This is a genomic window from Pseudogemmobacter sp. TB195 (assembly GCF_058313095.1).
On record NZ_JBZEGG010000001.1, the window covers coordinates 469781 to 493672 of the forward strand.

Sequence of the window (23892 nt, forward strand, 5' to 3'; positions counted from 1 at the left end):
TTTGCAAACGGGAATCAGCGGTCGCGGAACTGCGGCTGGCGCTTTTCCAGGAAGGCGGCCATGCCCTCTTTCTGGTCTTCGGTCGCGAAGGCGGCATGGAACATGCGGCGCTCGAACAGGAGCCCTTCGGAAAGGCTGGTCTCTTCGGCGCGGTTCACGGTTTCTTTCACGATCATCGCGGTGATCATCGACTTTTCGGAAATCTTTGCCGCAATTTTCAGCGCTTCTTCCAGCAGGGTTTTTGCCGGGAAGATGCGACTAACAAGGCCCGAACGCTCCGCCTCGGCGGCCTCCATGAAGCGTCCGGTCAGATGCATATCCATCGATTTCGACTTGCCCACGAGGCGCGTCAGACGCTGGGTGCCGCCCATACCGGCGCAGATGCCCAGATTGATCTCGGGCTGGCCGAACTTCGCGGTATCCGCGGCGATGATGAAATCGCTCAGCATCGCCAGCTCGCAGCCGCCGCCCAGGCAATAGCCCGACACGGCCGCGATGACAGGGGTGCGGCAGCGCATGATCGCCTCGGCCTCGGGGCCGAAGAGATTGTCGAAGAACACATCGGTAAAGCCTTTGGAGGCCATTTCCTTCACATCGGCGCCGGCCGCGAAGGCCTTTTCGCTGCCGGTGATCACGATGCAGCGCACCTTGTCATTCTTGTCTGCGGCGGTGACCGCCTGCGCCAGTTCTCTCATCAGCTGCGAATTCAGCGCGTTCAGCGCATCGGGGCGGTTGAGACGGATGAGGCAGGTATAATCCTCGATCTCGACGATCAGGGTTTCATAGGCCATCGCGGGGTCTCCGGTTAACAGGTCCGTGACTCCTGCCACCTGAGGGTCAGGAAGGCAAGCTGAGCCCTTATCTCTGGCAGTCCGGACAGAAGAAGGACGATCTGCCTGCCTGCACGATCCGCGCAATGCTGCCTTTGCAGCCTGGCGTGGTGCAGGCGCCGCCCTCGCGGCCATAGACGCGGAAACTGTGCTGGAAATAGCCAAGCTCGCCATCTGCCTGGCGATAATCTTTCAGCGAGGATCCCCCGGCTTCGATCGCCTCTGACAGCACTTCGCGGATCAGCGGCACAAGGCCCTGGGCCTGTTTGCCGGTCAGATCGCCCGCAAGCCGGTCGGGGGCGATACCGGCGCGGAACAACACCTCACAGACATAGATATTGCCCAGACCCGCGACGATCCGCTGATCCAGCAGCGCCGATTTCACCGGCGTCTTCCGCCCCGCAAGCCGTGCCGCCAGGTAAGCGCCGTCAAACGCATTTCCCAAAGGCTCCGGCCCGATCACGGCGAGGAGCGGATGCGCCTCGGCACTCGCCGTATCCAGCAGATCCATCGCGCCAAAGCGGCGGGGGTCGTTGAAGGTCACGCGGGCACCACCCTCCATATCAAATACGACATGGTCATGTTTCGCGGGCGCCGGGTGTTCATGGTGAAAACCGCCAATCTGGGCACCCGAAATCAGCATACGCCCCGACATGCCAAGATGGATCAGCAGAGTCTCGCCGGTTGAAAGATCCGCAAGGATGTATTTTGACCGCCGCCGCAGCGCGTTAATCCGCGCGCCGGTCAGCCGTTCTGCCATGCGCGGCGGAAAGGGCCAGCGCAGATCGGGCCGGTTCACCTGCGCGGCGAGGATCTGCTGCCCGTCCATCACCGGCTCAAGCCCGCGGCGCACAGTTTCCACTTCGGGCAGTTCCGGCATGATCATCTTCCTCTGGATTCGCATGGGAACCTAAGCGCAAGACCGCCCCGGTCCAAGAGGCTGCGCGGTTTGACTGGTTTCCCTTTGCGCTCTTGCGGTATATCCCCGATGCAGAGCCGTTATCCGCGGCACAATCCGGGCGAAAATCATGTCAGATCAGGACAAGACCACTCATTTCGGCTTTCGCGACGTGCGGGAGGAAGAAAAAGCGGGCCTGGTCCATGGCGTGTTTTCCTCGGTCGCCTCGAAATATGATGTCATGAATGACCTGATGTCGGTCGGTATCCATCGGATCTGGAAGGATGCGATGATGGACTGGCTGGCGCCAAGGCCCGGGACGCGGCTGCTGGATGTCGCGGGCGGCACCGGCGATGTGGCGTTTCGCTATCTGAAGCGCGCGCCGGGCGCATCTGCCGTGGTCTGCGACATGACCGAGAACATGCTGATCGCCGGGCGCACCCGTGCCGAGGCCGCGAGCATGGCCGATCAACTCGACTGGGTGGTCGGCGATGCGATGGCGCTGCCTTTTGCGTCGAACAGCTTTGACACCTATACGATCAGTTTCGGCATCCGGAATGTGACGCGGGTCCAGGACGCTTTGTCCGAGGCTTACCGCGTGCTGCGCCCCGGCGGGCGGCTCATGGTGCTGGAATTCAGCCAGATCCCGAATGATCTGATGCAAAAGGTTTACGACCTTTATTCGTTCAACATCATCCCGCCGATGGGCCAGATGGTGACGGGCGACCGCGATTCATATCAATATCTGGTGGAATCGATCCGCAAATTCCCCGAACAAGAGGTCTTTGCCGATATGATCCGCAAGGCCGGGTTCGATCTGGTGAAATATCGCAACCTCTCGCTTGGGATTGCGGCGCTGCATTCCGGCTGGAAGGTCTGAGATGCGCGGCCCGCATAATATCTGGCGGCTGATCCGCACCGGCGCGACTTTTGAGCGTACCGGCGCAATGGTCGTGGCGCTCGAGGCGATGGAGGTCTCGCCGCGGCTGCGTTTTGCCGCGCGTTTGCTGGGGCGGCCGTTCCGCTTTCTCGGGCTGAAAGGCGATCCGGCGCTGCCGCCGGTGACGCGCGCGATCACCGCGCTCGGGCCTGCCTATATCAAGCTGGGCCAGGTGCTCTCAACCCGCCCCGATATTGTTGGCGCCGAGCTGTCCGAGCAGCTGAAATACCTGCAGGACAAGCTGCCGCCCTTCTCGATGGAGGAGGCGCGCCAGATCATTGCCGCAGAATTCGGCGCCCCCGCCGATGCGCTTTTTTCCGAGCTTTCCGAGCCGGTTGCGGCGGCCTCGATTGCCCAGGTTCACCATGCGCGGCTGCGAGACACAGGTGCCGAAGTTGCGGTGAAGGTTCTCCGCCCTGGGATCGAACGCGCCTTCCGCAGGGATATCGACGCCTTTTACTATGCGGCGAAATGGATGGAGCGACTGGCGCCGTTTTCGCGCAGGTTGCGGCCTTCCGATGTGGTCGCGCATTTCGATGGCGTGGTCCAGGGCGAGCTGGATCTGCGGCTGGAATGCGCCGAAGCCGCTGAATTTGCAGAACATACGGCCAAAGATGACCGGCTTGTCGTGCCGCGCCCGCATTGGGGGCTCTCGGGCCGGACGGTGCTGACAATCGACTGGGCCGAGGGGATCGGGCTTAACGAGATTGCCGCAATCGACGCCGCCGGGATCGACCGGGCGGAACTTGGCCGGCGGGTGCTGGTGCTTTTTCTGTCGCATGCGCTGCGGGACGGATTTTTCCATGCCGATATGCATCAGGGCAATCTGAAGGTCGCGCCGAATGGTGATCTGATCGTCTATGATTTCGGGATCATGGGGCGGATCGACGAATATACCCGCCGTGTCTATGCCGAGATCCTGATGGGCTTCATCCAGAAGGATTATCGCCGCGTAGCCGAAGTGCATTTCGAGGCAGGCTATGTGCCGGCAGACCGCAATATCGACGAATTCGCTCGGGCCCTGCGCGCCGTCGGAGAGCCGATTTTCGGTATGGAGGCGAACCGGATCTCGATGGCAAAGCTGCTGGCCTATCTGTTCGAGGTGACCGAGCGCTTTGGCATGGAAACCCGGACCGAGCTGATCCTTTTGCAGCGCACCATGGTTGTGGTGGAAGGTGTTGCACGAAGCCTCGACCCACATCTGAATATGTGGGAGGTCGCACGGCCGGTGGTCGAATCCTATATCCGCACCAGCATCGGGCCCAAAGCGGTGCTGCGTGATCTCTGGCGCACCAGCCGCGTTCTGGCGCGGTTTTTGCCCCGGCTCCCGGCTTTGGCCGAGGCAAGGCTGGTTGCTCTGGACGAACGTAACCAGATGCAGCGCCCGGTTCAGGGGTTTGGCTGGGGGACGGTCCTGTTGCTCGCGGCCGCGATGACTCTGGGCTCGCTCGGGGCGGCGGTGCTGATTGCGAAACTGTTTTGAGAGATCAGTCCCGGGCAAGGCGCAAAGCGGTGACCGAACCGGAGGGGACCTCGATCCCGCCTTCGAAAACCAGAACCGTTCCTTTAGCGCCGCCCCGGGCCTCCACGACGCGGCCATAATATTCGACCGGATCTTCGGCAAGCAGCGATCCCTCCCGCCAGCTTTCAAGCGTCAGGATATAGCGGCCATCCGGTAGCCGATTGCCGGCCGCATCCCCCCCAAGCCATTGATAGGGTTCGGCCGAGACGGGCAATTCCTCGCGCGACACCAGATTGCCATGCGAGTCCTGTACAACCAGCACAACCTGATCCGCCGTCGAGGCCGGATTGGGCGAGAGTGTCACCGGGTTGCCAGAGAACCAGACGACATCTGCCGCGGCCCTCGCCTCCTGGCCGACCCAGCCCGCCAGCTGTGCCATCCCCATCAGCGAAAACTCACCTGACATCGCACTGAGCAGCTGATTGGTGCGCACCTGTTGTTCCACGCCGGAAAAAGTTGCGAGCTGTACCGCGAAATCCGTGGCTTCCATAGGGTTCATCGGGTCCTGGTTTTGCATCTGAACGGTGAGCATTTTCAGAAATGTCGTGAAGTCCGATGAGAGCGCCGAGGTTTGAGAGGACGTCTGAGCGGATCCGTAGGCGGAATTCACCGCATTGACCTGCATGTTTTCTCCTACAATCTGAGATAAAGTGAAGCTTGCGGGCCGGACCTTGTATCCGGCACCGAAATCGGGGTCGCGGCAGAAATTGCCGCCTCGCTCACTTCCCGGACAGGGGGTTCCGGGCCCGGCTGTGCGCCCCCCTGATCACCGGCGGAAAGGTTTCCGAATCCAAGGTTCATCTCGCTGAACCCGGCCGCCCTGAATTCCGCCACCAGGCGATCCGCATGGCGGCGAAGGAGATCCAGCGTTTCCGGACGCTCGGCCAGCAAGGTGACCGTCACCTTTTCGCGCTCGGTTTTCACTTCGATCCGCACTGTCCCGAGCTCTTCCGGTGAAAGCCGCAGCTCTGTCACCGGGCCGTTGGCACTTATGACGGCCTGGCTGATCTGGGCCGGAACCTGTGTTGGCATTTCGGGGCGTGTGGCCGGTGCCACATGATGCGGTGAAATCTCGCGCAGCGTGGGCATATGATGTGCGCTGAGCGGCGCCGTGCCAGGGTCGGACTGGCTGGTGCCAGTGGGAAGCGGAGCCGCATTGGTGAGGGCATCGGTTTCAATTCTGGTCACGGCACATGCCGCCGGTTGTTGCGAAATTATTTCAGTATTCGCGCCGGTTCTGAGGTCTTCGGGAAGAACCGGTTCAGCCACCTCAGCCTTGGGCCCGGGAACCGCAGATCGCTTTGAAAATGCGATGACCGGCATGGCAAGAGGCAGGGGTTCTGTCCGGGAGTTCCACACTGGCGCGAGGTTTTGAGGCTTCGCCTCTGCCTGGGGCTGCGCGGAACGGCCCGGCGGTGGCAAAGGCGCTGCATCTGCAGGCAGGAACTGATCCGTAAGGTCCGACAGGGGTGTGCTGCCGGTTATGGGCCCTGCAATGAGCGACTGTTGTGGGGCTTCGAGATGGGCCGGCTCAGGCGCGACCCGGGCAGGGGGTTCGCCGGTGTTCACATTCGGATCAAGCGAAGACGGTGCCAGCGGACCAGGCTCTGACCCCGGCAGTGGCGGCGGCAGTGGCGGCAGATGTCGCTGCTCGGGACATGCCCGCGTGCTTTCAGCGCGGGGCAAGTGGGCGGACGGAGGCGTCTCGATTTCCTGGGGTCCACTCGATGCGAGCGCCCGCTCGGGCAACCCATGGGCCGGCCTGAATGGTTCGACCTTGAGGGGGGGCGCTGCAGCGGCGTCCGGATCCGGAATTCGGGGCTGCGCACCGCTTTCAGGATTTGTTTCAGAGGTCATTTCCGGAGAAGGATTTGCGGGTTGCAAGCGGCTCTGACCCTGCGGCGCCGATGGAAGGGTGCCGGGGCCGCTAAGCCGATCGTAAGGCAAATCTTGCACTGCGGGCGTGATCGGTTCCGGTAGCTTTCCGGAACTGTTCGTCATCACGGCGAAGGTGGCCCGCGGTCCACGCCCATCCGGCAGGGATATAGGTGCGGGTACTGCAAAATCTTCGACCCGCGCGAGATCACCCACTGCAGCCTGCTCCGTCTCGGTCGGATGAGGCGCCGCCGGAGCCGGTTTGTCGTCAGGCGACAACTTTTCGACTTCAGGATCACTGCCGGAATGGGCCAGGCTAAACTGGGGTGCGAGCGCGAAGGCGAAGCCGTTATTCTGCTTCGTCCGATCCGCCTCATGCCCACCTGTGGCCAGGGGCAGGCCAAGGGTCTCGTCGATATCGGCCAGATCGGGACCCTCAGGCTCTTCTTCCGGAAGCGCGGCGATTGGCGCAGAGACCTGCGGCGGCGCGTCTGTAACATCAGTGGCAAGGTCGAGGGAAAACAGATCCCCCGCTGGCGGATTATCGGCACAGGGGTCGGGTTTCGTCCCCGCCAGGCTTACGCCGGCAGAGATTGGCAGGCGAAGAAGCGGCAGGCTGATCTGAACATTCTGCATATACGGGAATCTCTTCTGAGTTCCGTCTTTTTTGCCAGCATCGGGTTACCGGATGTTTACCGACATCGCGCGAAAGTCGAAAAATTCAACACAAAAGGACTCGATCTGATGACAGAAATCCAGATCCGGCCGGCCCATATACCGGCGATGAATCGGGCGTCCGATCCGCATCTCCTGATGGAGAAAGCGCAGGAGATGGAGGCGGTTTTCCTGACGGAGATGCTTGCGCAAAGCGGGCTTGGCACGACCTCCGAGAGTTTTGGCGGAGGGATCGGCGAAGAGCAATTCGGATCTTTTCTGCGGGCCGAACATGCGAAACTTATGGTGGAGCGCGGGGGAATCGGTCTCGCTGAAACGCTGTTTCGGGCGATGGGAGGAGATGTGAATGAACTCTGAGACCCTGGTTGACCTGCTGGAGCAGACACGCCGCGCTCTGCTGGCGGGCGATTTCGCAGCGCTCGATGATCTGGCCCGGGACACCGGGGCGGCACTGGAGGCCCTGCCGGGCGCGGATCCCGAAGCGCTGGACCGCATCCGCGAGATGGCCGCGGCCAATACGGTGCTTTTCGAGGCCGCAGCGCGGGGGATCGCGGCGGCAAGAGGCCGGCTGAACCGCCCGGCGTCGTTTTCCACCTATGACTCCAACGGTCAGCGCGGCGCGGTGCAGGCTGACGATTCGGGCAAAGCGCGGCGGATTTGAGTTTCACCTGCATAAGCGGGCCAGCGCGAAATCCGGCCACATTGGAGATGATCGGAAGCAATCTTGTAAAATCCGCTCATTTTCACGGCAAAACTGACCTGTCGCATTAACAAATTGGCAGGGATGAACTGCAAAGCTGTACCTGCATCCCGATGTGGGGATGGCGCTGAGGGTCGACCCCCGGCAGCGGCCAGAATGCCGGAATTGCCGCCTGCAAGGGCGGCGTTTTCGCCCCCGTGCAAAGCACCCAGGGCAGCCAGAGGAAAACAAAATGTCGTCCATTCTGACGAATTCAAGCGCAATGGTCGCGCTTCAGACCCTCAAAACCATCAACTCCAATATGAACAAGGTCCAGTCGGAGATTTCCACCGGCAAGGCTGTCGCCACCGCGCGGGATAACGCCGCTGTCTGGTCGATCTCGAAGGTGATGGAATCCGACGTCAAAGGGTTCAAGGGGATCTCCGACAGCCTCGCGCTTGGCTCCTCCTCGCTCTCGGTCGCCCGCGAAGCCTCTGAGAAGATCCAGGGGCTTCTCAACAGTATGAAAGAAAAGATCGTTTCGGCGCAAAGCGAGAATGTGCCGCGCGAAAAACTTCAGACCGATATCGACGCATTGCGCAATCAGATCGCCGGCATTGTCAGCGGCGCGCAGTTCAGCGGATTGAACCTCGTCTCCGGCACCGATGATGTCAAATTTCTTGCCTCACTGGATCGCTCGGATTCGGGTGTCACCACGTCGGACATCACGGTCGCGCGTCAGGATCTCAGCGCAGGAAACGGGACTTTGGGCGTTGCTACTGGCTCGCCCCAGATCCTCGCAGGAGTCGCGGTCATCACCGGAAACATCACGGCGCCGGTCGATCTGGCCGGTGCTGCGGTGACCAGCATCACGAATGGCGCGAATTCGGCGCGCCTGGCCGGGGCTGGCCTGGCTATCGGGGCCTCTGCAACGCTGAAGATCAACGGTCAAACCGTCTCGTTCACAAATGACAGCGGTGTTGCCATGACGGCGGCCGAATCGGCAACCCGCATGATCAGCGAGGTCAACAAGCTTGGCCTTGAGGGGGTGACGGCGGTTCTGAACGGCACTTCTAACGTTGATATCCAGTCGAGCCGGGCTTTCGAACAGGTCACCGTCGAACATGTCGCAGGCTTTGCGGCCCCAACCATTCCTACCGCGGGTCAGGGTACGGTCGCCGGTTCGGTTGCCACGATTGCCCAACGTGCCGAAACCTATGTCTTCGGCGGCAATGCGGTCAAGGATGGCGACGGCTATACGCTCAGTGTCGGAGGTGTGGCATACAGCTATGTCGCCGGCAAAGGCGAAACCACTGAGGATGTGGTGCGCGGGTTGAAAATCGCCATCGACGCCGGGAAAGTGCCCGGTCTGTCCACCAGGGTCACCCAGAGTTCGACCGGGGCATGGCAGCTCAATATCGATAACTCCTCCGATACCGCACGCGCAATTGCGGCCAGCTCCGGCACTGTCAATGGCAAGGCTTCGGGGGGCCTCTTCGGGCTCGGTGCGATCGACGTTACCACAATCGCCGGGGCACGCTCTGCGCTGAGCAACATTGAAACCATGATCAACAAGGCCATTGATGCAGCTGCCGAATTCGGCTCGGCTCAGGGCCGGATCGATACCCAGACCAGTTTTGTTTCGTCTCTGACAGATGCGATGACGGCGGGTATCGGCACGCTTGTCGACGCCGATATGGAGGAAGCTTCGGCCCGCCTGCAGGCGCTTCAGGTCCAGCAACAGCTGGGCATCCAGGCGCTTTCCATAGCCAACCAGCAGCCACAGAATCTGCTGTCCCTGTTCCGTTAAGGCGCGAGGCCGGGGTCGCAGGACCCCGGCCAGCTTTTAAACTATCTCAAGTACGGAACATGTCAGAATGACTCTCAGCTCCAGCCTTGCCTATGCGCAACCGACAGCGCCAATTCGCACCCCGCGCATGGCCGAATACGAGGTTATCGCACGGATCACGCAACGTCTTGTCGCCGCCGATCAGCGGCGCAACGAAGATCGCAGCGGATTTCTCGAGGCAGTATTCCACAACGAAAAACTGTGGTCGACTCTCGCAGCCGATGTAGCGGAGCCCGGAAATGGGCTGCCTGATGCACTTCGTGCGCGGTTATTCTACCTTTATCGCTTTACTGCAGGCCATAGCCAGAAGATTCGCCAGAAAACCGCAGATGCCGGCGTTCTCATCGAAATTAACAAGGCGGTCCTGAAAGGACTGCGTGGCGAAGGAGCGGCCACATGACGGGGCTGTTTCTGAAACTCGGCCCGCATGAAAGGGTCCTGATCAATGGTGCGGTGATTGAAAACGGCGACAAGAGGTCTCGGCTTGCGGTTATGACGCCCAATGCGAATATTTTACGGTTGCGCGATGCGCTGCATCCGGATGAAGCCAATACGCCGGTGCGACGGGTTTGCTATATCGCCCAGCTCGTCCTTTCGGGTGATGCTGCCCCGGGCGAAACCAGGTCGCAACTGCTGCGAGGGATTGAACAACTCAGCCAGGTTCTGACGGATCCCGACAGTCGACGCCTGCTGACGCTTGCCAGCCAGGCTGTGCTCGAGGACCATCATTATCAGGTACTTAAGGCACTTCGCGGCCTGCTTCCCCGCGAGACGCGCCTTATGGCAGCGGGAGGAAACTGAGATGAGTTTTCAGCCGGTCCTCCCTGCTGATGGCTATGGCGGCTGGCTTTTGCTGAAGCGAACAATGTCGGCGCAAGAGAAAGCTTTTCAGCAGTCGCCGGTAAATCAGCGAGACGCGCAGTACTTTCGCGATAAAATCGGGACCGTGACCTCGGCCGAGGACCTTGTATCTGATCGTAGGTTGTTAAAGATCGCATTGAGTGCGTTTGGCCTGGAACAGGACATAAATGCGAAGGGATTCGTCAAAAAGATCCTTTCAGATGGAGTCGATTCCCCAAAAGACCTCTCGAATCGACTTGCGGATAAAAGCTACCGGGCGTTTGCGGCAAGCTTTGGTCTGGATGGAACTCAGCTGCCAAAGACCCTTGGCGAGGGGTTCGCTGATGCTCTGCTTGATCAATATTACGTGCGTCAGTTCGAGGCGGCAGTCGGAGAGCAAAATGACTCTTTCCGACTTGCATTAAACGCGGAAAGAGAAATCGGGAAACTGGCGACCTCCCCGGCGAACGAGGATACGAAATGGTTTACCATCATGGGAAACAAACCATTGCGGCAGGTCTTTGAAAAATCTTTCGGATTGCCGACCGGGTTTAGCAATCTTGACATTGACCAACAGCTTCGTGTGCTGAAATCCAGGGCACAAAGCCAGTTTGGCGCCTCCACGGTGAGCCAGTTCAGCGAAAGTTCAAAGATGGAGAAGCTGGTCAGAAATTACATCGTGCGGGATTCTCTGACAACCATGAGCAGCTCCCCGGCTCAGAATGCCCTTGTGTTGCTGGCAGCACGTCGCGGCACAGCAAAATAGAAACTGGGTTCTGGTCTGCACATGGCAAGTAGCTGATACGCGTGTCGGGATTTGTGGAACAGGATTCAGTTGCCGATCGGCGGGTTGCAAGCTGCATACTCTTAACGCGGCGGCGATGCGTGCATTGCACCTTCGGCGTTCGGATGACCCTTTCCATCATTCCGTTCTGGCGTGCGGGCGATGCAGAGTGAGGATCTCCTGACAGAGGCAGTCGCTTCGGATCAGGGCAGTATAGCGGCGCCTGGTGAGGAGTGAGCCGACGAAGGCGACACTGGTTAAGGCCCGGCTGCGAAAGTCATTTTCGTTCGCGGCAGAAACGCAGGGCAGACGCGTCCCGGGCGCCGAAAAAGCTGACAGCGGCATGGCGAAGGGCGCAGTCGGCGCTTTTCACTGTAGAGGCACGTGACAGGTGCTAGCCACGAATGACGTCTCTGGGGCAGGCCTTGCAGTCATATCGTATGTTTATATTTCAACATTTTTTACAGTAATGATAAAAAATGAAGAAATTTCTGTAGACAAGTCAGGCATGGCACAGCAGGCTGATCGCGAATTCACTGCGAAGGGGCGCTAGTTATGGCTGTCAGGGACCTGCTGTTGCGCGGTGATCTCGGGCTGACGCCCTCCGAGGAAAGGATCGTCCGTCAGATCCTTGCGGAGTTTCCTGCGGCGGCGCTTGGCACTGTTTCTGGGCTGGCCCGCAAAAGTGGGGTCAGCGATCCGACCGTGGTGCGGCTGGTCGCGAAACTGGGCTATGAAAGCTTTGCCGCCTTTCAGGCCGCCGTGCTGGCCGAGATCGAGGCGCGACTGCATTCGCCCTTGCAGATGCTTGAATCGCGGCGCGGCCAGAGCGAGCGGGGCGATGCCTTTTCGGACTATATCTCTTCTGCCGCCTTCGCGCTGAGCCGAAGCGGCGAGGGCACCCCGGCACAAAGTTTCGAGCGCGCCTGCCGCATGCTGGCAGAAACGAAGGGCCGCATCCATGTCATCGGTGGCCGTTTCAGCCGCAATATCGCGCTGATCCTCGCGGGTTACCTTGCGCACCTGCGCCCGGGCGTTGTCGCGCTGCCGCCGCTTTCGGCGCAGGAATTTGATCTTCTTGCCGATATTGGCCGCAATGACGTGATCGTTGCCTTTGATTACCGCCGCTATCAGCTCGACGTGATGTCTTTCGTGCGCGATGGCGTGGCGGCCGGCGCGCGGCTGATTCTCTTTACCGATCAATGGCTTTCGCCACTGGAGGACAGCGCCGATGTCGCCCTTGTCAGCCAGACCGAGGTGAATTCGCCCTTTGACACCCTGGTGCCGGCGCTCGCCCAGGTCGAGGCCATCGTGACCCGTATGCTCGACATCATGGGTGAAGGCGCCGCCAGCCGGATGGAGCGGATCGAAGAGCTTCGCGACCGCCGCCAGATCACCCTCAACCAGAGTTCCGGCGCGGCCGGAACCGGATCACCCCTGCCCGAGGACCGTTCCCTATGACCGCTGACCGCCTGCCCGCCCGCGATGCCCCGTTTCGCAAAGGAGAGACCGCTCTCCTGATCGTCGATATGCAGCGCATCTGGCTGGAGCCGGGGCTTGACCCGCATCACCCCGAGCGCGGGCCGGATCACCATTTCTACAAAACCACCCGCGAAATCGCGATCCCGAACACCGAGCGCCTGCTGAAAGCCGCGCGGGGCAATGGTGCCGAGGTGCTGCATACCATCATCCAGAGCCTGACCGAGGATGGCCGCGACCGCTCGCTTGACCATAAGCTGACGCCGATCCATGTCCCCCCGAGCCTGCCCGAGGGTCTGCCCCCGGCCAATCTGGCGCCGCTGGGCGACGAGATCATGCTGCCGAAAACCTCGTCCGGGGTCTTTAACTCGACCAATATCGACTATGTGCTGAAAAACCTCGGGATCCGGCAGCTGATCGTCTCCGGCTGCCTGACCGATCAATGTGTCGATATGACGGTGCGCGATGCCGCTGATCGCGGCTATCTGGTGACCTGTGTCGCGGATGCCTGCGCCACCATCACGCCTGAACGGCAACAAAATGCGCTGAACGCCTTTGGCGGCTATTGCTGGCTTACCGATACCGCGACCGTCGTGGCCCGCCTCGAAGATATGGGGCGGCAAGCATGAACGACCGCCCGAAAGGCCAGTCGCTGGTCGGCCTTGTCACCACCGATTTCTCTTCGATCACCCGGGGCCGTTTCGTCACCGCCGCGCGGCTGGAAAAGACCAGCCAGACCGGCGTGGGCTGGGTGAACGCCAATATCTCGCTCGGCCCGTTCAACGCGATTGTCGGCGAAAGCCCCTGGGGGTCTTCGGGCGATCTGCGGCTGATCCCGGATATGGCGGCGCGCTACACAACGCATCTGACCGGCCGCGCTACGCCGTTTGATGTAGTGATGTCGGATATCACCACGCTTGAGGGCGAAGCCTGGTCCTGCTGTTCGCGTACGATGCTGCGCGAGGCAATGGCAGATTTCACCCGCGAGACCGGGCTGACCGTCACCGGGGCGTTTGAGCATGAGTTTCACCTTGATGCCCCCGATCTTCCGCCGGCGCATTCCTTCGGGCTCAGCGCGCTGCGCCGGACCGAACCCTTTGCCACCAATCTGATGCAGGCGCTGGAAGAGGCCGGGATCGAGCCCGAGGTGATCATCGCCGAATATGGCGAGGATCAGTTCGAGCTGGCCAATGGCCCCGCCGATGCGCTGACCGCCGCCGACCGCGCTGTGGCGCTGCGTGAGATCACCCGCGAAATGGCCGAGGCCGCAGGCTGGAAGGCGAGCTTCGCGCCCAAGGTTTCACCCGACGGGGTCGGGAACGGGGTGCATATCCATTTCAGCTTCACCGCGCCGGATGGCGGGGCGGCGGCGTTTGATGCCGATGCGCCAGGGCGGCTGTCGCCGGTTGCGGGCGCGTTTTGCGCAGGCATCCTGCGCCATATGCGGGCGCTGGCCGCGCTGACCGCGCCTTCGGTGCCGTCTTATTATCGTCTTCAGCCGCATCACTGGTCGGCGGCCTGGACCTGGCTCGGCGATAAAGACCGCGAGGCCAGCCTCAGGATCTGCCCGACCGTGTCGATCGGCGGCAAAGACCCGGGCCGCCAGTTCAACGTCGAATACCGCGCCGCCGATGCCTGTGCGAACCCCTATCTTGCCTTTGCCGCGATTATCCTCGCCGGGCTGGAGGGCATCCGCGCCGGCCTGCCGACGCCGCCCTTGTTCACTGGTGACCCGGAGCTGCTGACGCCCCGCGAACGAGAGGAGCTGGGCCTGTACCGCCTGCCGCAGACCCTTCCCGAGGCGCTGGAGGCGCTGGAGGAAGACAAGACCGTCTGCGGCTGGTTCGCGCCGGAATTCCTTGCGACCTATCTGGGGCTCAAGCGCGACGAGGTGGCGAAGTTCGCCGCGACCGATCCGAAAGAGATCTGCGAAACTTGGGCGAGGGTGATCTGATGACCGCCGCCCCGGGCTTTCATACCGCCGCTTATGACTGGCCTGTCTCGCAGGACTGGCCAGAGCCGGTCTCGCTGATCAACCCCGACGGCGCGTCGGAGGTGGTCCTGATCTGCGAACATGCCTCGAACCATATGCCGGCGGAATATCAGGGACTTGGCCTCGAAGAGCCGGATCTGACCCGCCATATCGCCTGGGATATCGGCGCCGAGGATGTGGCGCGCCGCCTCTCGGCCCGCCTCGATGCGCCCTTGTTTGTGGCGCATTACTCGCGGCTGCTGATTGACCTCAACCGCCCGCATGCGGCAATGAGCGCGTTCCCGGAGCTTTCGGAAAGCACCGTGATCCCCGGCAATGTTGCGCTGGATATGGCCGAACGAACCCGCCGTATCGCCCGGATCTTCACGCCGTTCCATGCCCGTATCGCGGGGGTTCTGAACCAGCGCCAGGCCACCGGCCGCCCGACGCTGCTGATCTCGATCCACAGCTTCACGCCGGTCTATAAAGGCGTGACGCGGCCCTGGCATATCGGCATTCTCTATGGCGAGGCCGCGCGCGCGGGCGAGACGATGGTCGCACAGCTGGCCGCCGATCCGGCGCTGTGTGTCGGCACCAATGAGCCCTATCAGATCGAGACCGACAGCGATTACGCGATCCCGGTCCATGGCGATCAGCGCGGCATTCCGGCGCTGCTGGTAGAGCTGCGCAATGATCTGATTGCGACCTCTGCCGGGGCCGAGGAATGGGCCGACCGCCTCGCCGCCGTTATCCCGGCGCTGGCAGCGGAGGCACGGTCATGACTGCGAGCCTCAACGCGCGCGACGCAAGGGTGATTGCCGAAATCGGCAGGCTCCGGTTTTCACCGCTCAGCCTGATCGGCGGGCGTGGCAATCGGCTGATCGAAGAGGGCGGGCGCGAGCTGCTTGATCTCTCCGGCTCGGCCGGGGCGGCGATCCTCGGCTACAGCCATCCGGCGGTGGCGGCGGCAGTGGCAAAGGCTGCGGGAGATATGGCGGGGGCGAGCCTGCTGCTTTACCCCAATGAACCCGCGGTATCGCTGGCGGAAAAGCTGCTGGCGATCACGCCCGGATCCGGAGAGCGCCGCGTCTGGTTCGGCCATTCCGGCTCCGACGCCAATGACTGCGCGCTGCGCGTGCTGACAGCGGCGACCGGGCGCAAGCGGTTCATCTCTTTCGTCGGCTCCTATCACGGCAATCTCACCGGCTCGATGGGGATCTCCGGCCATACCGCGATGACCCATACCCTGCCGCGCCCCGGCGTGCTTTTGCTGCCTTACCCCGACCCCTACCGCCCCGAATTCAGCGCCGACGAGGTGCTGAAGCTGATGGATTTCCAATTCGCCACCACCTGCCCCCCGGACCAGGTCGCCGCCGTGTTTCTGGAGCCGATGATGTCCGATGGCGGCATCATCACCCCGCCGCCGGGCTTTCTGAAAGCCGTGCAGGACCGCTGCCGCGCGCATGGGATCCGCGTCGTGGTCGATGAGGTCAAGGTCGGCCTCGCCCGCACCGGGCGGATGCATTGCTTTGAACATGAAGGGCTGGAGCCGGATCTGGTGATCTTCGGCAAGGGTCTGGGCGGCGGTCTGCCGCTTTCGGCGGTGATCGGCCCGGCAGAGATCATGGACCATGCGCCTGCCTTCGCGCTTTTGACCACCGCCGGAAATCCGGTGGTGACGGCGGCGGGGAATGCGGTGCTTGACACCGTCGCCGCTGACGGTCTGGTGGCGCGGTCTGCCGCGATGGGCGCCGAGTTTGCGGGGCGATTCCGCGCGCTGGCGGAAAAGCATGAGATCATCGGCGATGTGCGGGGCCGCGGCCTTGCGATCGGCATCGACCTTGTGAGCGACCGCGAAACCCGCGCGCCGGTTCCGGCGGCGACCACCGCGAAGATCATCTATCGCGGCTGGCAGCTGGGCGCGGCCTTCACCTATGTCGGTCTCAGCGCCAATGTGCTGGAATTCATGCCGCCTCTGACCCTGACCCTGGCCGAGGCCGAAGAAGGCGCGGCTATCGTAGGTCAGGCCATCGGCGATGTGGCGGCGGGCAAGGTCTCCGACGCCGATATCGCCCGTTACATGATGTGGTGAGAGGACAGCAGAAATGAGCACCGGCTGGACGTCTATCCCCGAAAAATTCCAGGCTTTCATCAAGGAACAGCCGATGTTCTTCGTCGCCACGGCGCCGATGGACGGGCGGGTGAATGTCTCGCCCAAAGGGCATGACACTTTGCGGATCCTGGATGCGAAAACGGTGGCCTACCTGGACCTGACCGGCAGCGGCAACGAGACCGCCGCGCATGTCACCGAAAACGGCCGCATGACGATGATGTTCTGCGCCTTTACCGGCGAGGCGGTGACGCTGCGCCTTTATGGCCAGGCCGAGCTGATCCGCCCCGACCATCCCGAATGGGATACTCTGCTGCCCTTGTTCCCGGTGCTGCCGGGGCGGCGTCAGATCTACCGGCTGAATGTGGCGCAGGTGATGACCTCCTGCGGCTGGACGGTGCCGGATATGAGCGGCGCGACTGAACGCGACGAGCTGCTGAAATGGTCTGCCGCCAAATCGGATGACGAGATCGAGGCCTACCGGCTTGCCAATAATGTGGTCAGCATCGACGGGCTGCCGACCGGCTATGTCTCGGATGATTTCTGATGGCGGGGGATGCGATCAGGATCACGTTTGCCGATGGGGAGCCGGTGGAATTCCTGCCGCTGCCGGGCGATTCTGTGTTGGTGGCGGCCGAAAAAGCCGGTGTGAAACTCGCAAGCAATTGCCGCGCCGGCACCTGCGGCACCTGTCACGCGACCGATCCGGGCGGGGCCGAGACCGCACTTTGCGTCACGCCCTGCGCGCCGGGGCAGGAGTTTGCGCTCAGCTATAACCGCGCCGATCTGGTGCCGGCGAGCCTGCGCCGCGCCAAGATCAACAGCTTCTCGCGCATCTCGGCCGGCGTCTGGGAAATCCGATACCGGATGCAGTTCCCGCTGCCGTTCCTGCCCGGTCAATATGTCGATTTCACCTTTCCGGGCATCGATGATCCGCGCCATTTCTCGATGTCGAATCCGGAGGGCCAGGGCGAACAGGTGATCCATGTCCGCGATCTGCCCGGCGGCGCGATGGCCGAATTTCTGGAGACCCGCGCCAGGCCCGAACTTGCCTTCAGCCTGCGCGGCCCTTTCGGGATTTTCTATCTGCGCCGCAACCCGCGCCCCAAACTGTTTGTGACCGGCGGTACCGGTCTGGCGCCGGTTCTTTCTATGCTGTCCTCGCTGACGGCAGAGACGGCGGCGCCGATGATCCTGATCGCGGGCTTTTCGCAAGAGGCCGATGTCTATGGCCGCGCGCAGCTTTCGGATCTCGCCGCCCGGCTGCCTTTGCGGGTGATTTTCGCCTGCAGCCGGGCCGCGCCAGGCTTTGACGGCGTGGCGCAGAATCCGGCTCGTCTGCTGGAGGATCCTGAAATCGCCGGTTTTGCCGCCGGGGCCGAGGCCTATCTCTGCGGTGCCCCCGCCATGGTCACCGCCATCCGCGCGCGGTTGCAGGAGATCGGCACCGATATGCGCGCCGTTTATCATGAAGAGTTCAGCCATGTGGTGCCTGTGTGATGGGCAAAACCTGAGAAATCCGACGCCGGCTTCCGGCTGCTAAAGAAACAATATTGACTTTTTTAAAGTATGTAACGGTTACTGTAATAAAATAGACAAAAGCTTCCTCGCAATCTGACCCACGTAAAGGCCCAGTTCCCGCCATGACAAAGTGCCTGCCATGAACGCGCGGATCCTTCCAGGTTCGTTCCGCACCGCCGCTTTTGACAGCCTCGCGATGATCGCGGTACTTGTCGTGATCGCGGTGCTGGTGGCGGCGTTCGGCTCGAACGGAATGCAGCGGGTGGTGACCGGCGCTGCGATCACCCTGACGGCGGTGATGGGGCTGCAGGTGTTCTGCGGCAATACCGGGATCGTGTCCTTCGGCCATTCCGCCTTTGTCGGCATCGGTGCCTATGTGACCGGCATTCTGACACTGCCGCTGGCGGTGCAGAAGACCGCGCTGGGCCAGCTGCCGGCCTTTCTGGCGGGGTGGGAGCTTTCGCTGCCCGCAGCGCTCATCGCCGTTATCCTCGTGCTGCTGGTCGTGGGGTTTCTGAGCGGGCTGCCCTTGCTGCGGCTGAACGGATCGGGCGCGGCGATCATGACGCTGGCTTTCCTGATCATCGTCTATACCTGCCTTGTCGCCACCCGCGACATTACCCGGGGGGCGCAGCCATTCTACGGGGTGCCGCGCAATGTCGGGCTCTGGGGCGCGGTGGCGCTTGGCGCGGCCTCGATTGCGGTTGCGCGGTTCTGGCGCGACAGCCGCCAGGGCCTCAGCGCCCGCGCCTGCGCCGAGGATGAGCGCGGCGCCAATGCCGCCGGCATCGATCAGCGCGGCCCGAGGATCTCTGCCTGGGTGCTGAGCGCGGTGCTCTGCGGCCTTGCGGGCGGCATGAAGGCGCAGTTTATCGGGGCGTTTTCGCCAGCCGATTTTTATTTCAGCCTCAGCTTTACTCTGCTTGCCATGCTGATCGTTGGCGGTATGGGGTCGGTTCTCGGCGCGTTTTCCGGCGTCATCCTCACCACGCTGATCATCGAGATCGTGCGCCGGTTCGAGGGCGGGTTCGAGGCCTTTGGCCTGAAGATCCCGGCAATGTTCGGCCTGACCGAAGGCGCGCTGGCCATAGCGATGCTTCTTGTGATCCTGCGCAGACCTTCGGGGCTTTTCGGCGCGCGCGAGCTGTTCCTCGGCCGCCCGCAAGACCCGGCTCTGCCCCCGGCCACCCCCGCCCCCGCCGCCCGCCCGCGTGAGGCGGAGGGCGAGATCGTGGTGAAAGATCTGCACCGCCACTATGCCGGGGTCGCGGCCGTTGATGGCATTGATCTGCACTTTGATGCGCGCCAGATCACCGGCATCATCGGCCCGAATGGCGCCGGCAAGACCACGCTTCTCAACCTGATTTCGGGGGACGCGATCCCCAGCCAGGGCAGCGTTTCGCCCGGCGTCCCGATCTCGGCGCATAGCGCCTGTGCCTTTGCCCGCGCCGGTATCGCGCGCACCTTCCAGAATCTGCGCATCTTCCCGTCGATGACGCTGCTGGAAAATGTCATGGTCGCGGCCCTGACCGTCGAGCCGAGCCTTGCCGCCGCAGAAGCGGCCGCTTTGCGCGAACTGGACCGTATGGGCCTGCGCGCCGATGCCAGCCGCATTGCCTCGACGCTCGCTTATGGCCCGCGCCGCCGGCTTGAGATCGCCCGGGCCCTGGCGCTGAAGCCGCGCTTTCTGTTGCTGGATGAACCCGCCGCCGGCATGAATGCGGTCGAGACGGCGGAGCTGGTCGCGATCCTGTCGCAGGTCCGGGCCGAGCGCGGCATCGGCGTTATTCTGATCGAGCATGATATGCGCCTCGTGATGACGCTTTGCGAACGCATCATCGTCGTCGCAAGGGGCCGGGTCATCGCCGATGGCGCCCCCACAGATATTCAATCCGACCCGGCGGTGATCGAGGCCTATCTCGGCAGCCGTCGCAAAAGAAAAACACAAGAAATCCAACAACAGGGAGTTTGAAAATGACCGGAAGAAAGACGCTTCTCGGGATTGGCACCGTGGTCGCCATGATTGGTTTCAACACCGCAGCCCAGGCCGAAGAGATCCTGATCGGGGTCGCAACCGCGCAGACCGGCGGCCTCGCGCCCTTTGACCAGCCCTCACTGAAGGGCTTTGAAATGGCGATTGAAGAGCTGAATGCCAAAGGCGGGCTTGGTGGTAAATATACCGCGAAGCTTCTGATCAAGGACACCCGCACCGATATGGCGCAGACCGCGACCGTCGCGCAGGAACTGGTCGATGCCGGCGTGAAAATCATGATCACGCCCTGCGACGCAGATTCGACGATTGCCGCCAGCCAGATCACCGCACCGCTCTCGATCCCGACGCTGACCTTCTGTGGCACCGCGCCGATCCTGACCGTGGCCGTGCCGGAACATGCCTATGGGACCTATCCCGCCGACAATCTCGCCGCGACCGCCGTGGCGGATTTCGCGTTGTCGGAAGGCAAGAAGACCGCCTATCTGCTGATCTCGCCGGATGCGGCCTATACCGCCAACCTCCCGGAATATTTCGCGAAAGTCTTCGAGGCCAAGGGCGGTAAAATCGTCGGTCGCGGCAGCTTTACCATGGGCCAGCCGGATTTCTCGGCCGAGGTGACGAACATCCGCGGCCTGGCGGAAAAGCCCGATATGATCATGACCGGCGCCTATGAGCCTGACTTCCCCGCCTTCCTGCAGCAGCTGCGCGCGGCGGGTGTCGACACGCCGGTCTATGGCGCAGATGCGCTTGGCACACCGACGATCCGCGATCTGGGCAAGCTGGTGGACGGCGTCGTCTACACCGCTTCGGGCTATGCTGAGCCGGGGTCCAAATTGGCGAGTTTTGACGAGGCCTTCACCAAATATGCCGGTCACGCACCGGAATCGACCTATGAGGTCAATGGCTATGAGATCGGCCTGATCCTGGATGAGGCGGTCCGTGTGGCGGATTCGGATGACAGCGCCGCCATCAGCGCCGCGATCAAAGGCCTTGATCATTTCGAAGGCATCACCGGCGAAATCACCTATGCCGGCACCACCGGCATGCCCGCCCGCGCGCTTGCGCTGATGCGCTACGAGAACGGCGAGGCTAAGCACATCGCCACGCTGACGCCCGACGCTGCCGACGTTCCGGCACCGTAACCCATGCTCAGCGTCAGCTCCCTTTCCGTGGTCTATGGCGAAGTTGAAGCGGTCTCCCGCGTCGATTTCGCGCTGGAAAAAGGCCAGGTCCTGGCCCTTGTCGGTGCGAATGGCGCCGGCAAGAGCTCGACCCTTGGTGCCATTGCGGGCCTCGTGCGGCCGGCGGGTGGCGCCATCCGGCTGGACGGGCGCGATATTGCCGGCCTTCCGGCCGAGCAGATCGCGCGGATGGGGGTGGCGCTGGTCCCTGAGGGGCGGCGTATTTTCCAGAGCCTGACCGTTGCCGAGAACCTGCGTCTCGGCGGCGCTGTCCATCAAAGCGCCGCCGATCTGAAAGAGCGCATGGCCGAGATGCTGGATCTTTTCCCGATCCTGCGGCGCTATTTCCAGAACAAGGGCGGCAATCTTTCGGGTGGCGAGCAGCAGATGCTGGCCATTGCCCGCGCGCTGATGTCACGGCCCCGGCTTTTGCTGCTGGACGAGCCCTCACTCGGGCTGGCGCCGCAGGTGATCGACGCGGTTTTTGACCTGATCGAGCAACTGAAACACAGCGGCCTTACGATCCTGCTGGTCGAACAGAATGTCTCGCTGGCGCTGGATGTGGCCGAACATGCGGTGGTGCTCGCGAATGGGGCGGTGGCGCTGACCGGGCCTGCCGCAGAGCTGGCCAATTCGGACCTGGTGCGCCAGGCCTATCTGGGGGGATGAGGCAGCTATGATTGCGCAACAGATCATCAATGCGATCTCGCTTGGCGGCGTCTATGCGCTGCTGGCCCTCGGCCTTGCCATTGTCTTCTCGATCATAGGTCTGATCAATTTCGCCCATGGCGAGCTGATGACCGCCACCGGCTACGCGCTTCTGGGCAGCCTTCTGATGGGCGTGCCCTTTCCGCTGGCCGTGATCGTGGCGATCTGCTGCGGCGGCCTCGCCGCAATGGCGATGGAACGCGTGGCCTTTCGCCCGATGCGGGGGGCGAGCGTCACCAGTCTGCTCTTGACCAGCTTCGCGGTCTCAAGCCTGTTGAAAGTTCTGTTCCAGAACGGGGTTTCCGCCCGACCGCAAACCATCCTGATGCCCGACTGGATGACCAGCGCCGTGACCATCGGCGACATCACGCTGCGGGTCGGCCCGGCGATCTCCATCGCGATTTCCCTTCTCGCGCTTTTGGGGCTGGAGCTGTTCCTGCGCCGCACCGTGATGGGCACCGCCATGCGCGCCGCCTCGGAGGATTTCGCGGTGGTGCGGCTGATGGGGATCCCGGCCAACCGGGTGATCGCCACCGCCTTCTTCATCTCGGGGATCTTCGCCGCGCTGGCAGCGCTGTTGTGGATCGCGAACCGTGCCTCGGTCGATCCGCTGATGGGCTTCACCCCGGTGCTGAAAGCCTTTATCGCCGCGGTGATCGGCGGCCTCGGGAGCCTGCCGGGCGCTGTGGTCGGGGGCTTCCTTCTCGGCGTGACCGAGGTGCTGTTGCAGGCCGTCTTGCCGCCCGAACTTGCGCCCTACCGGGATGCGATTGTGCTCTCGGCGGTGATCCTTGTCCTTCTGATCCGCCCGCAGGGCCTGATCCCCGCGCGCCGTGTTCAGCGCAGCTGAGCGCAGAAAGGCCTCTCATGTCTGATGCTCCCTTGTCCGTCTCCGCAGAGCCCTCGGCTCTCGCCTGGGTCCCATTCGTTTCGGTCGCGAATATGATGCGGCTGGTGCATCGGATCGGGCTGGAGCGGATGCTGGTCGAAATGACCGACGCCATCGCCGCCGACTTCCTGCGCTGGCCGCAATTCGACAAGATCCCCCGGGTCGCGAACCATGCCAAAGACGGCGTGGTGGAGCTGATGCCGATTGCCGACGGCATGCACTATGCTTTCAAGTATGTGAACGGCCATCCGAAAAACACCCGCGATGGACTGCAGACGGTGACCGCTTTCGGGATGCTTGCCGAGATGTCGAGCGGCTATCCGGTGCTGCTCTCGGAAATGACGCTCCTGACCGCGCTCCGTACCGCGGCGACCTCGGCGCTGGCGACAAAGCACCTGGCGCCGGCAGGGGCAAGCGTCATGGCGATGATCGGCAATGGCGCGCAATCCGAATTTCAGGCCATCGCGCAAAAAGCGGTCAATGGCATCACATCTATGCGGCTTTATGACAGCGACCCGGCGGCGCGGGCGAAATGTGCCGCCAATCTGCGTGGCTTCGGTCTGGACGTCACCGATTGCGCCACGGCGGAAGAGGCGATCCTCGGCGCGCATGTGATCACGACCTGCACCGCCGACAAACAGATGGCGACCATCCTCACCGATAATATGATCGGGGCCGGAGTCCATATCAACGCCATCGGCGGTGACTGCCCGGGCAAGACGGAGCTGCATCCGGATATTCTCCGCCGTTCGGCAATCTTTGTCGAATATCCCGAACAGACCCGGATCGAGGGCGAGATCCAGCAGCTGCCACCTGACCACCCGGTGACCGAGCTGTGGGAGGTGATGGCCGGGCGCGTCAGCGGCCGCACATCCGCCCGCGAGATCACGCTTTTCGACGGCGTCGGCTTTGCGATCGAGGATTTCTCGGCTTTGCGGGTGGTCCGTTCCTGCCTGGCGCATCATCCCGATCTTTGTGAAAAGCTTGATATGATCGCCGACCCCGATGATCCGCGCGACCTTTTCGGGATGCTGATGCGCAACCGCTGAGGCCCGCCCGGCGCCTGTGATCGCAGAGGGCGGGGCCAACCGGGGAATGTCCCGACCGGGCTGCCGGGCACCCGCACAGCGCTGTGCCACAGGCAGCC

The 23892-nt window shown here is 62.5% G+C and carries 24 protein-coding genes; 20 read left to right on the plus strand and 4 right to left on the minus strand.

Annotated elements, in window-relative coordinates:
- Window positions 1-14: 14 nt before the first annotated feature.
- The gene (locus AC4FS3_RS02220; RefSeq protein ID WP_491019175.1) at window positions 15-791 is read right to left on the minus strand and encodes an enoyl-CoA hydratase; all 777 of its coding nucleotides are present in this window, start codon (window positions 789-791) and stop codon (window positions 15-17) included.
- Window positions 792-858: 67 nt separating this feature from the next.
- Window positions 859-1710, minus strand: coding sequence for a bifunctional DNA-formamidopyrimidine glycosylase/DNA-(apurinic or apyrimidinic site) lyase (mutM, locus tag AC4FS3_RS02225; protein WP_491019176.1), 852 nt, complete (start codon window positions 1708-1710; stop codon window positions 859-861).
- 148 nt (window positions 1711-1858) lie between these two features.
- Between mutM and ubiE the strand changes: the two genes are divergently transcribed.
- Both ubiE and ubiB read left to right on the plus strand, forming a co-directional pair.
- The gene (ubiE, locus tag AC4FS3_RS02230; RefSeq protein WP_491019177.1) at window positions 1859-2608 is read left to right on the plus strand and encodes a bifunctional demethylmenaquinone methyltransferase/2-methoxy-6-polyprenyl-1,4-benzoquinol methylase UbiE; all 750 of its coding nucleotides are present in this window, start codon (window positions 1859-1861) and stop codon (window positions 2606-2608) included.
- Window position 2609: 1 nt separating this feature from the next.
- On the plus strand, window positions 2610-4151 hold the full coding sequence (gene ubiB / locus AC4FS3_RS02235; RefSeq protein ID WP_491019178.1) for a 2-polyprenylphenol 6-hydroxylase: 1542 nt from the start codon (window positions 2610-2612) through the stop codon (window positions 4149-4151).
- Window positions 4152-4155: 4 nt separating this feature from the next.
- Here ubiB and AC4FS3_RS02240 read toward each other — a convergent pair whose 3' ends face one another.
- On the minus strand, window positions 4156-4815 hold the full coding sequence (locus tag AC4FS3_RS02240; RefSeq protein ID WP_491019179.1) for a flagellar hook capping FlgD N-terminal domain-containing protein: 660 nt from the start codon (window positions 4813-4815) through the stop codon (window positions 4156-4158).
- An 8-nt stretch (window positions 4816-4823) separates the two neighbouring features.
- Window positions 4824-5378, minus strand: a complete 555-nt coding sequence (locus AC4FS3_RS02245) for a flagellar hook-length control protein FliK (RefSeq protein WP_491019180.1) — start codon at window positions 5376-5378, stop codon at window positions 4824-4826.
- Window positions 5379-6809: 1431 nt separating this feature from the next.
- Here AC4FS3_RS02245 and AC4FS3_RS02250 point away from each other — a divergent pair.
- The 18 genes from AC4FS3_RS02250 to ocd all read left to right on the plus strand — a co-directional run bounded on the left by AC4FS3_RS02250 (window position 6810) and on the right by ocd (window position 23794).
- Complete coding sequence (locus AC4FS3_RS02250) at window positions 6810-7097, plus strand: rod-binding protein (protein ID WP_491019181.1); 288 nt, start codon at window positions 6810-6812, stop codon at window positions 7095-7097.
- Window positions 7087-7401, plus strand: a complete 315-nt coding sequence (locus AC4FS3_RS02255) for a hypothetical protein (protein ID WP_491019182.1) — start codon at window positions 7087-7089, stop codon at window positions 7399-7401. Before AC4FS3_RS02250 ends, AC4FS3_RS02255 begins: the two co-directional genes overlap by 11 nt.
- 271 nt (window positions 7402-7672) lie before the next feature.
- Window positions 7673-9229: a flagellin gene (locus AC4FS3_RS02260; protein ID WP_491019183.1), complete on the plus strand. Its 1557-nt coding sequence runs from the start codon at window positions 7673-7675 to the stop codon at window positions 9227-9229.
- A gap of 67 nt (window positions 9230-9296) precedes the next feature.
- Window positions 9297-9668 (plus strand): flagellar biosynthesis regulator FlaF, encoded by a 372-nt coding sequence (gene flaF, locus AC4FS3_RS02265; RefSeq protein ID WP_491019184.1) that lies wholly within the window; start codon window positions 9297-9299, stop codon window positions 9666-9668.
- Entirely contained in the window at window positions 9665-10069 is a 405-nt protein-coding gene (flbT, locus tag AC4FS3_RS02270) for a flagellar biosynthesis repressor FlbT (RefSeq protein ID WP_491019185.1), read from the plus strand. Before flaF ends, flbT begins: the two co-directional genes overlap by 4 nt.
- 1 nt (window position 10070) lies before the next feature.
- Window positions 10071-10874 (plus strand): DUF1217 domain-containing protein, encoded by an 804-nt coding sequence (locus AC4FS3_RS02275; RefSeq protein WP_491019186.1) that lies wholly within the window; start codon window positions 10071-10073, stop codon window positions 10872-10874.
- Between the two features lie 573 nt (window positions 10875-11447).
- On the plus strand, window positions 11448-12353 hold the full coding sequence (locus tag AC4FS3_RS02280) for a MurR/RpiR family transcriptional regulator (RefSeq protein WP_491019187.1): 906 nt from the start codon (window positions 11448-11450) through the stop codon (window positions 12351-12353).
- Window positions 12350-13000, plus strand: a complete 651-nt coding sequence (locus AC4FS3_RS02285; RefSeq protein WP_491019188.1) for a cysteine hydrolase family protein — start codon at window positions 12350-12352, stop codon at window positions 12998-13000. The genes AC4FS3_RS02280 and AC4FS3_RS02285 overlap by 4 nt, the downstream gene beginning before the upstream one ends.
- Window positions 12997-14325, plus strand: coding sequence for a type I glutamate--ammonia ligase (locus AC4FS3_RS02290; protein ID WP_491019189.1), 1329 nt, complete (start codon window positions 12997-12999; stop codon window positions 14323-14325). The genes AC4FS3_RS02285 and AC4FS3_RS02290 overlap by 4 nt, the downstream gene beginning before the upstream one ends.
- The gene (locus AC4FS3_RS02295; RefSeq protein ID WP_491019190.1) at window positions 14325-15125 is read left to right on the plus strand and encodes an N-formylglutamate amidohydrolase; all 801 of its coding nucleotides are present in this window, start codon (window positions 14325-14327) and stop codon (window positions 15123-15125) included. The genes AC4FS3_RS02290 and AC4FS3_RS02295 overlap by 1 nt, the downstream gene beginning before the upstream one ends.
- The gene (locus tag AC4FS3_RS02300) at window positions 15122-16435 is read left to right on the plus strand and encodes an aspartate aminotransferase family protein (protein WP_491019191.1); all 1314 of its coding nucleotides are present in this window, start codon (window positions 15122-15124) and stop codon (window positions 16433-16435) included. The genes AC4FS3_RS02295 and AC4FS3_RS02300 overlap by 4 nt, the downstream gene beginning before the upstream one ends.
- A 13-nt stretch (window positions 16436-16448) precedes the next feature.
- Window positions 16449-17000 (plus strand): pyridoxamine 5'-phosphate oxidase family protein, encoded by a 552-nt coding sequence (locus tag AC4FS3_RS02305; RefSeq protein ID WP_198835329.1) that lies wholly within the window; start codon window positions 16449-16451, stop codon window positions 16998-17000.
- Window positions 17000-17953, plus strand: coding sequence for a 2Fe-2S iron-sulfur cluster-binding protein (locus AC4FS3_RS02310; protein ID WP_491019192.1), 954 nt, complete (start codon window positions 17000-17002; stop codon window positions 17951-17953). The genes AC4FS3_RS02305 and AC4FS3_RS02310 overlap by 1 nt, the downstream gene beginning before the upstream one ends.
- A gap of 160 nt (window positions 17954-18113) precedes the next feature.
- Window positions 18114-19946 (plus strand): branched-chain amino acid ABC transporter ATP-binding protein/permease, encoded by a 1833-nt coding sequence (locus AC4FS3_RS02315; RefSeq protein ID WP_491019193.1) that lies wholly within the window; start codon window positions 18114-18116, stop codon window positions 19944-19946.
- Between the two features lie 2 nt (window positions 19947-19948).
- Window positions 19949-21109, plus strand: coding sequence for an ABC transporter substrate-binding protein (locus AC4FS3_RS02320; protein WP_198835332.1), 1161 nt, complete (start codon window positions 19949-19951; stop codon window positions 21107-21109).
- 3 nt (window positions 21110-21112) lie between these two features.
- A complete protein-coding gene (locus AC4FS3_RS02325; RefSeq protein ID WP_198835333.1) occupies window positions 21113-21817 on the plus strand; it encodes an ABC transporter ATP-binding protein in 705 nt (234 codons plus the stop codon).
- A 7-nt stretch (window positions 21818-21824) separates the two neighbouring features.
- Window positions 21825-22706, plus strand: coding sequence for a branched-chain amino acid ABC transporter permease (locus AC4FS3_RS02330; RefSeq protein ID WP_198835334.1), 882 nt, complete (start codon window positions 21825-21827; stop codon window positions 22704-22706).
- A 17-nt stretch (window positions 22707-22723) separates the two neighbouring features.
- Entirely contained in the window at window positions 22724-23794 is a 1071-nt protein-coding gene (gene ocd / locus AC4FS3_RS02335) for an ornithine cyclodeaminase (protein WP_491019194.1), read from the plus strand.
- Window positions 23795-23892 lie beyond the last annotated feature (98 nt).

What these genes read in the sequence shown, in the direction of transcription:
- AC4FS3_RS02220 (WP_491019175.1), bottom strand. Translation starts at nt 791, where the DNA reads ATGGCCTATGAAACCCTGATCGTCGAGATCGAGGATTATACCTGCCTC.
- mutM (WP_491019176.1), bottom strand. Translation starts at nt 1,710, where the DNA reads ATGCCGGAACTGCCCGAAGTGGAAACTGTGCGCCGCGGGCTTGAGCCG.
- ubiE (WP_491019177.1), top strand. Translation starts at nt 1,859, where the DNA reads ATGTCAGATCAGGACAAGACCACTCATTTCGGCTTTCGCGACGTGCGG.
- ubiB (WP_491019178.1), top strand. Translation starts at nt 2,610, where the DNA reads ATGCGCGGCCCGCATAATATCTGGCGGCTGATCCGCACCGGCGCGACT.
- AC4FS3_RS02240 (WP_491019179.1), bottom strand. Translation starts at nt 4,815, where the DNA reads ATGCAGGTCAATGCGGTGAATTCCGCCTACGGATCCGCTCAGACGTCC.
- AC4FS3_RS02250 (WP_491019181.1), top strand. Translation starts at nt 6,810, where the DNA reads ATGACAGAAATCCAGATCCGGCCGGCCCATATACCGGCGATGAATCGG.
- AC4FS3_RS02255 (WP_491019182.1), top strand. Translation starts at nt 7,087, where the DNA reads ATGAACTCTGAGACCCTGGTTGACCTGCTGGAGCAGACACGCCGCGCT.
- AC4FS3_RS02260 (WP_491019183.1), top strand. Translation starts at nt 7,673, where the DNA reads ATGTCGTCCATTCTGACGAATTCAAGCGCAATGGTCGCGCTTCAGACC.
- flaF (WP_491019184.1), top strand. Translation starts at nt 9,297, where the DNA reads ATGACTCTCAGCTCCAGCCTTGCCTATGCGCAACCGACAGCGCCAATT.
- flbT (WP_491019185.1), top strand. Translation starts at nt 9,665, where the DNA reads ATGACGGGGCTGTTTCTGAAACTCGGCCCGCATGAAAGGGTCCTGATC.
- AC4FS3_RS02275 (WP_491019186.1), top strand. Translation starts at nt 10,071, where the DNA reads ATGAGTTTTCAGCCGGTCCTCCCTGCTGATGGCTATGGCGGCTGGCTT.
- AC4FS3_RS02280 (WP_491019187.1), top strand. Translation starts at nt 11,448, where the DNA reads ATGGCTGTCAGGGACCTGCTGTTGCGCGGTGATCTCGGGCTGACGCCC.
- AC4FS3_RS02285 (WP_491019188.1), top strand. Translation starts at nt 12,350, where the DNA reads ATGACCGCTGACCGCCTGCCCGCCCGCGATGCCCCGTTTCGCAAAGGA.
- AC4FS3_RS02290 (WP_491019189.1), top strand. Translation starts at nt 12,997, where the DNA reads ATGAACGACCGCCCGAAAGGCCAGTCGCTGGTCGGCCTTGTCACCACC.
- AC4FS3_RS02295 (WP_491019190.1), top strand. Translation starts at nt 14,325, where the DNA reads ATGACCGCCGCCCCGGGCTTTCATACCGCCGCTTATGACTGGCCTGTC.
- AC4FS3_RS02300 (WP_491019191.1), top strand. Translation starts at nt 15,122, where the DNA reads ATGACTGCGAGCCTCAACGCGCGCGACGCAAGGGTGATTGCCGAAATC.
- AC4FS3_RS02305 (WP_198835329.1), top strand. Translation starts at nt 16,449, where the DNA reads ATGAGCACCGGCTGGACGTCTATCCCCGAAAAATTCCAGGCTTTCATC.
- AC4FS3_RS02310 (WP_491019192.1), top strand. Translation starts at nt 17,000, where the DNA reads ATGGCGGGGGATGCGATCAGGATCACGTTTGCCGATGGGGAGCCGGTG.
- AC4FS3_RS02315 (WP_491019193.1), top strand. Translation starts at nt 18,114, where the DNA reads ATGAACGCGCGGATCCTTCCAGGTTCGTTCCGCACCGCCGCTTTTGAC.
- AC4FS3_RS02320 (WP_198835332.1), top strand. Translation starts at nt 19,949, where the DNA reads ATGACCGGAAGAAAGACGCTTCTCGGGATTGGCACCGTGGTCGCCATG.
- AC4FS3_RS02325 (WP_198835333.1), top strand. Translation starts at nt 21,113, where the DNA reads ATGCTCAGCGTCAGCTCCCTTTCCGTGGTCTATGGCGAAGTTGAAGCG.
- AC4FS3_RS02330 (WP_198835334.1), top strand. Translation starts at nt 21,825, where the DNA reads ATGATTGCGCAACAGATCATCAATGCGATCTCGCTTGGCGGCGTCTAT.
- ocd (WP_491019194.1), top strand. Translation starts at nt 22,724, where the DNA reads ATGTCTGATGCTCCCTTGTCCGTCTCCGCAGAGCCCTCGGCTCTCGCC.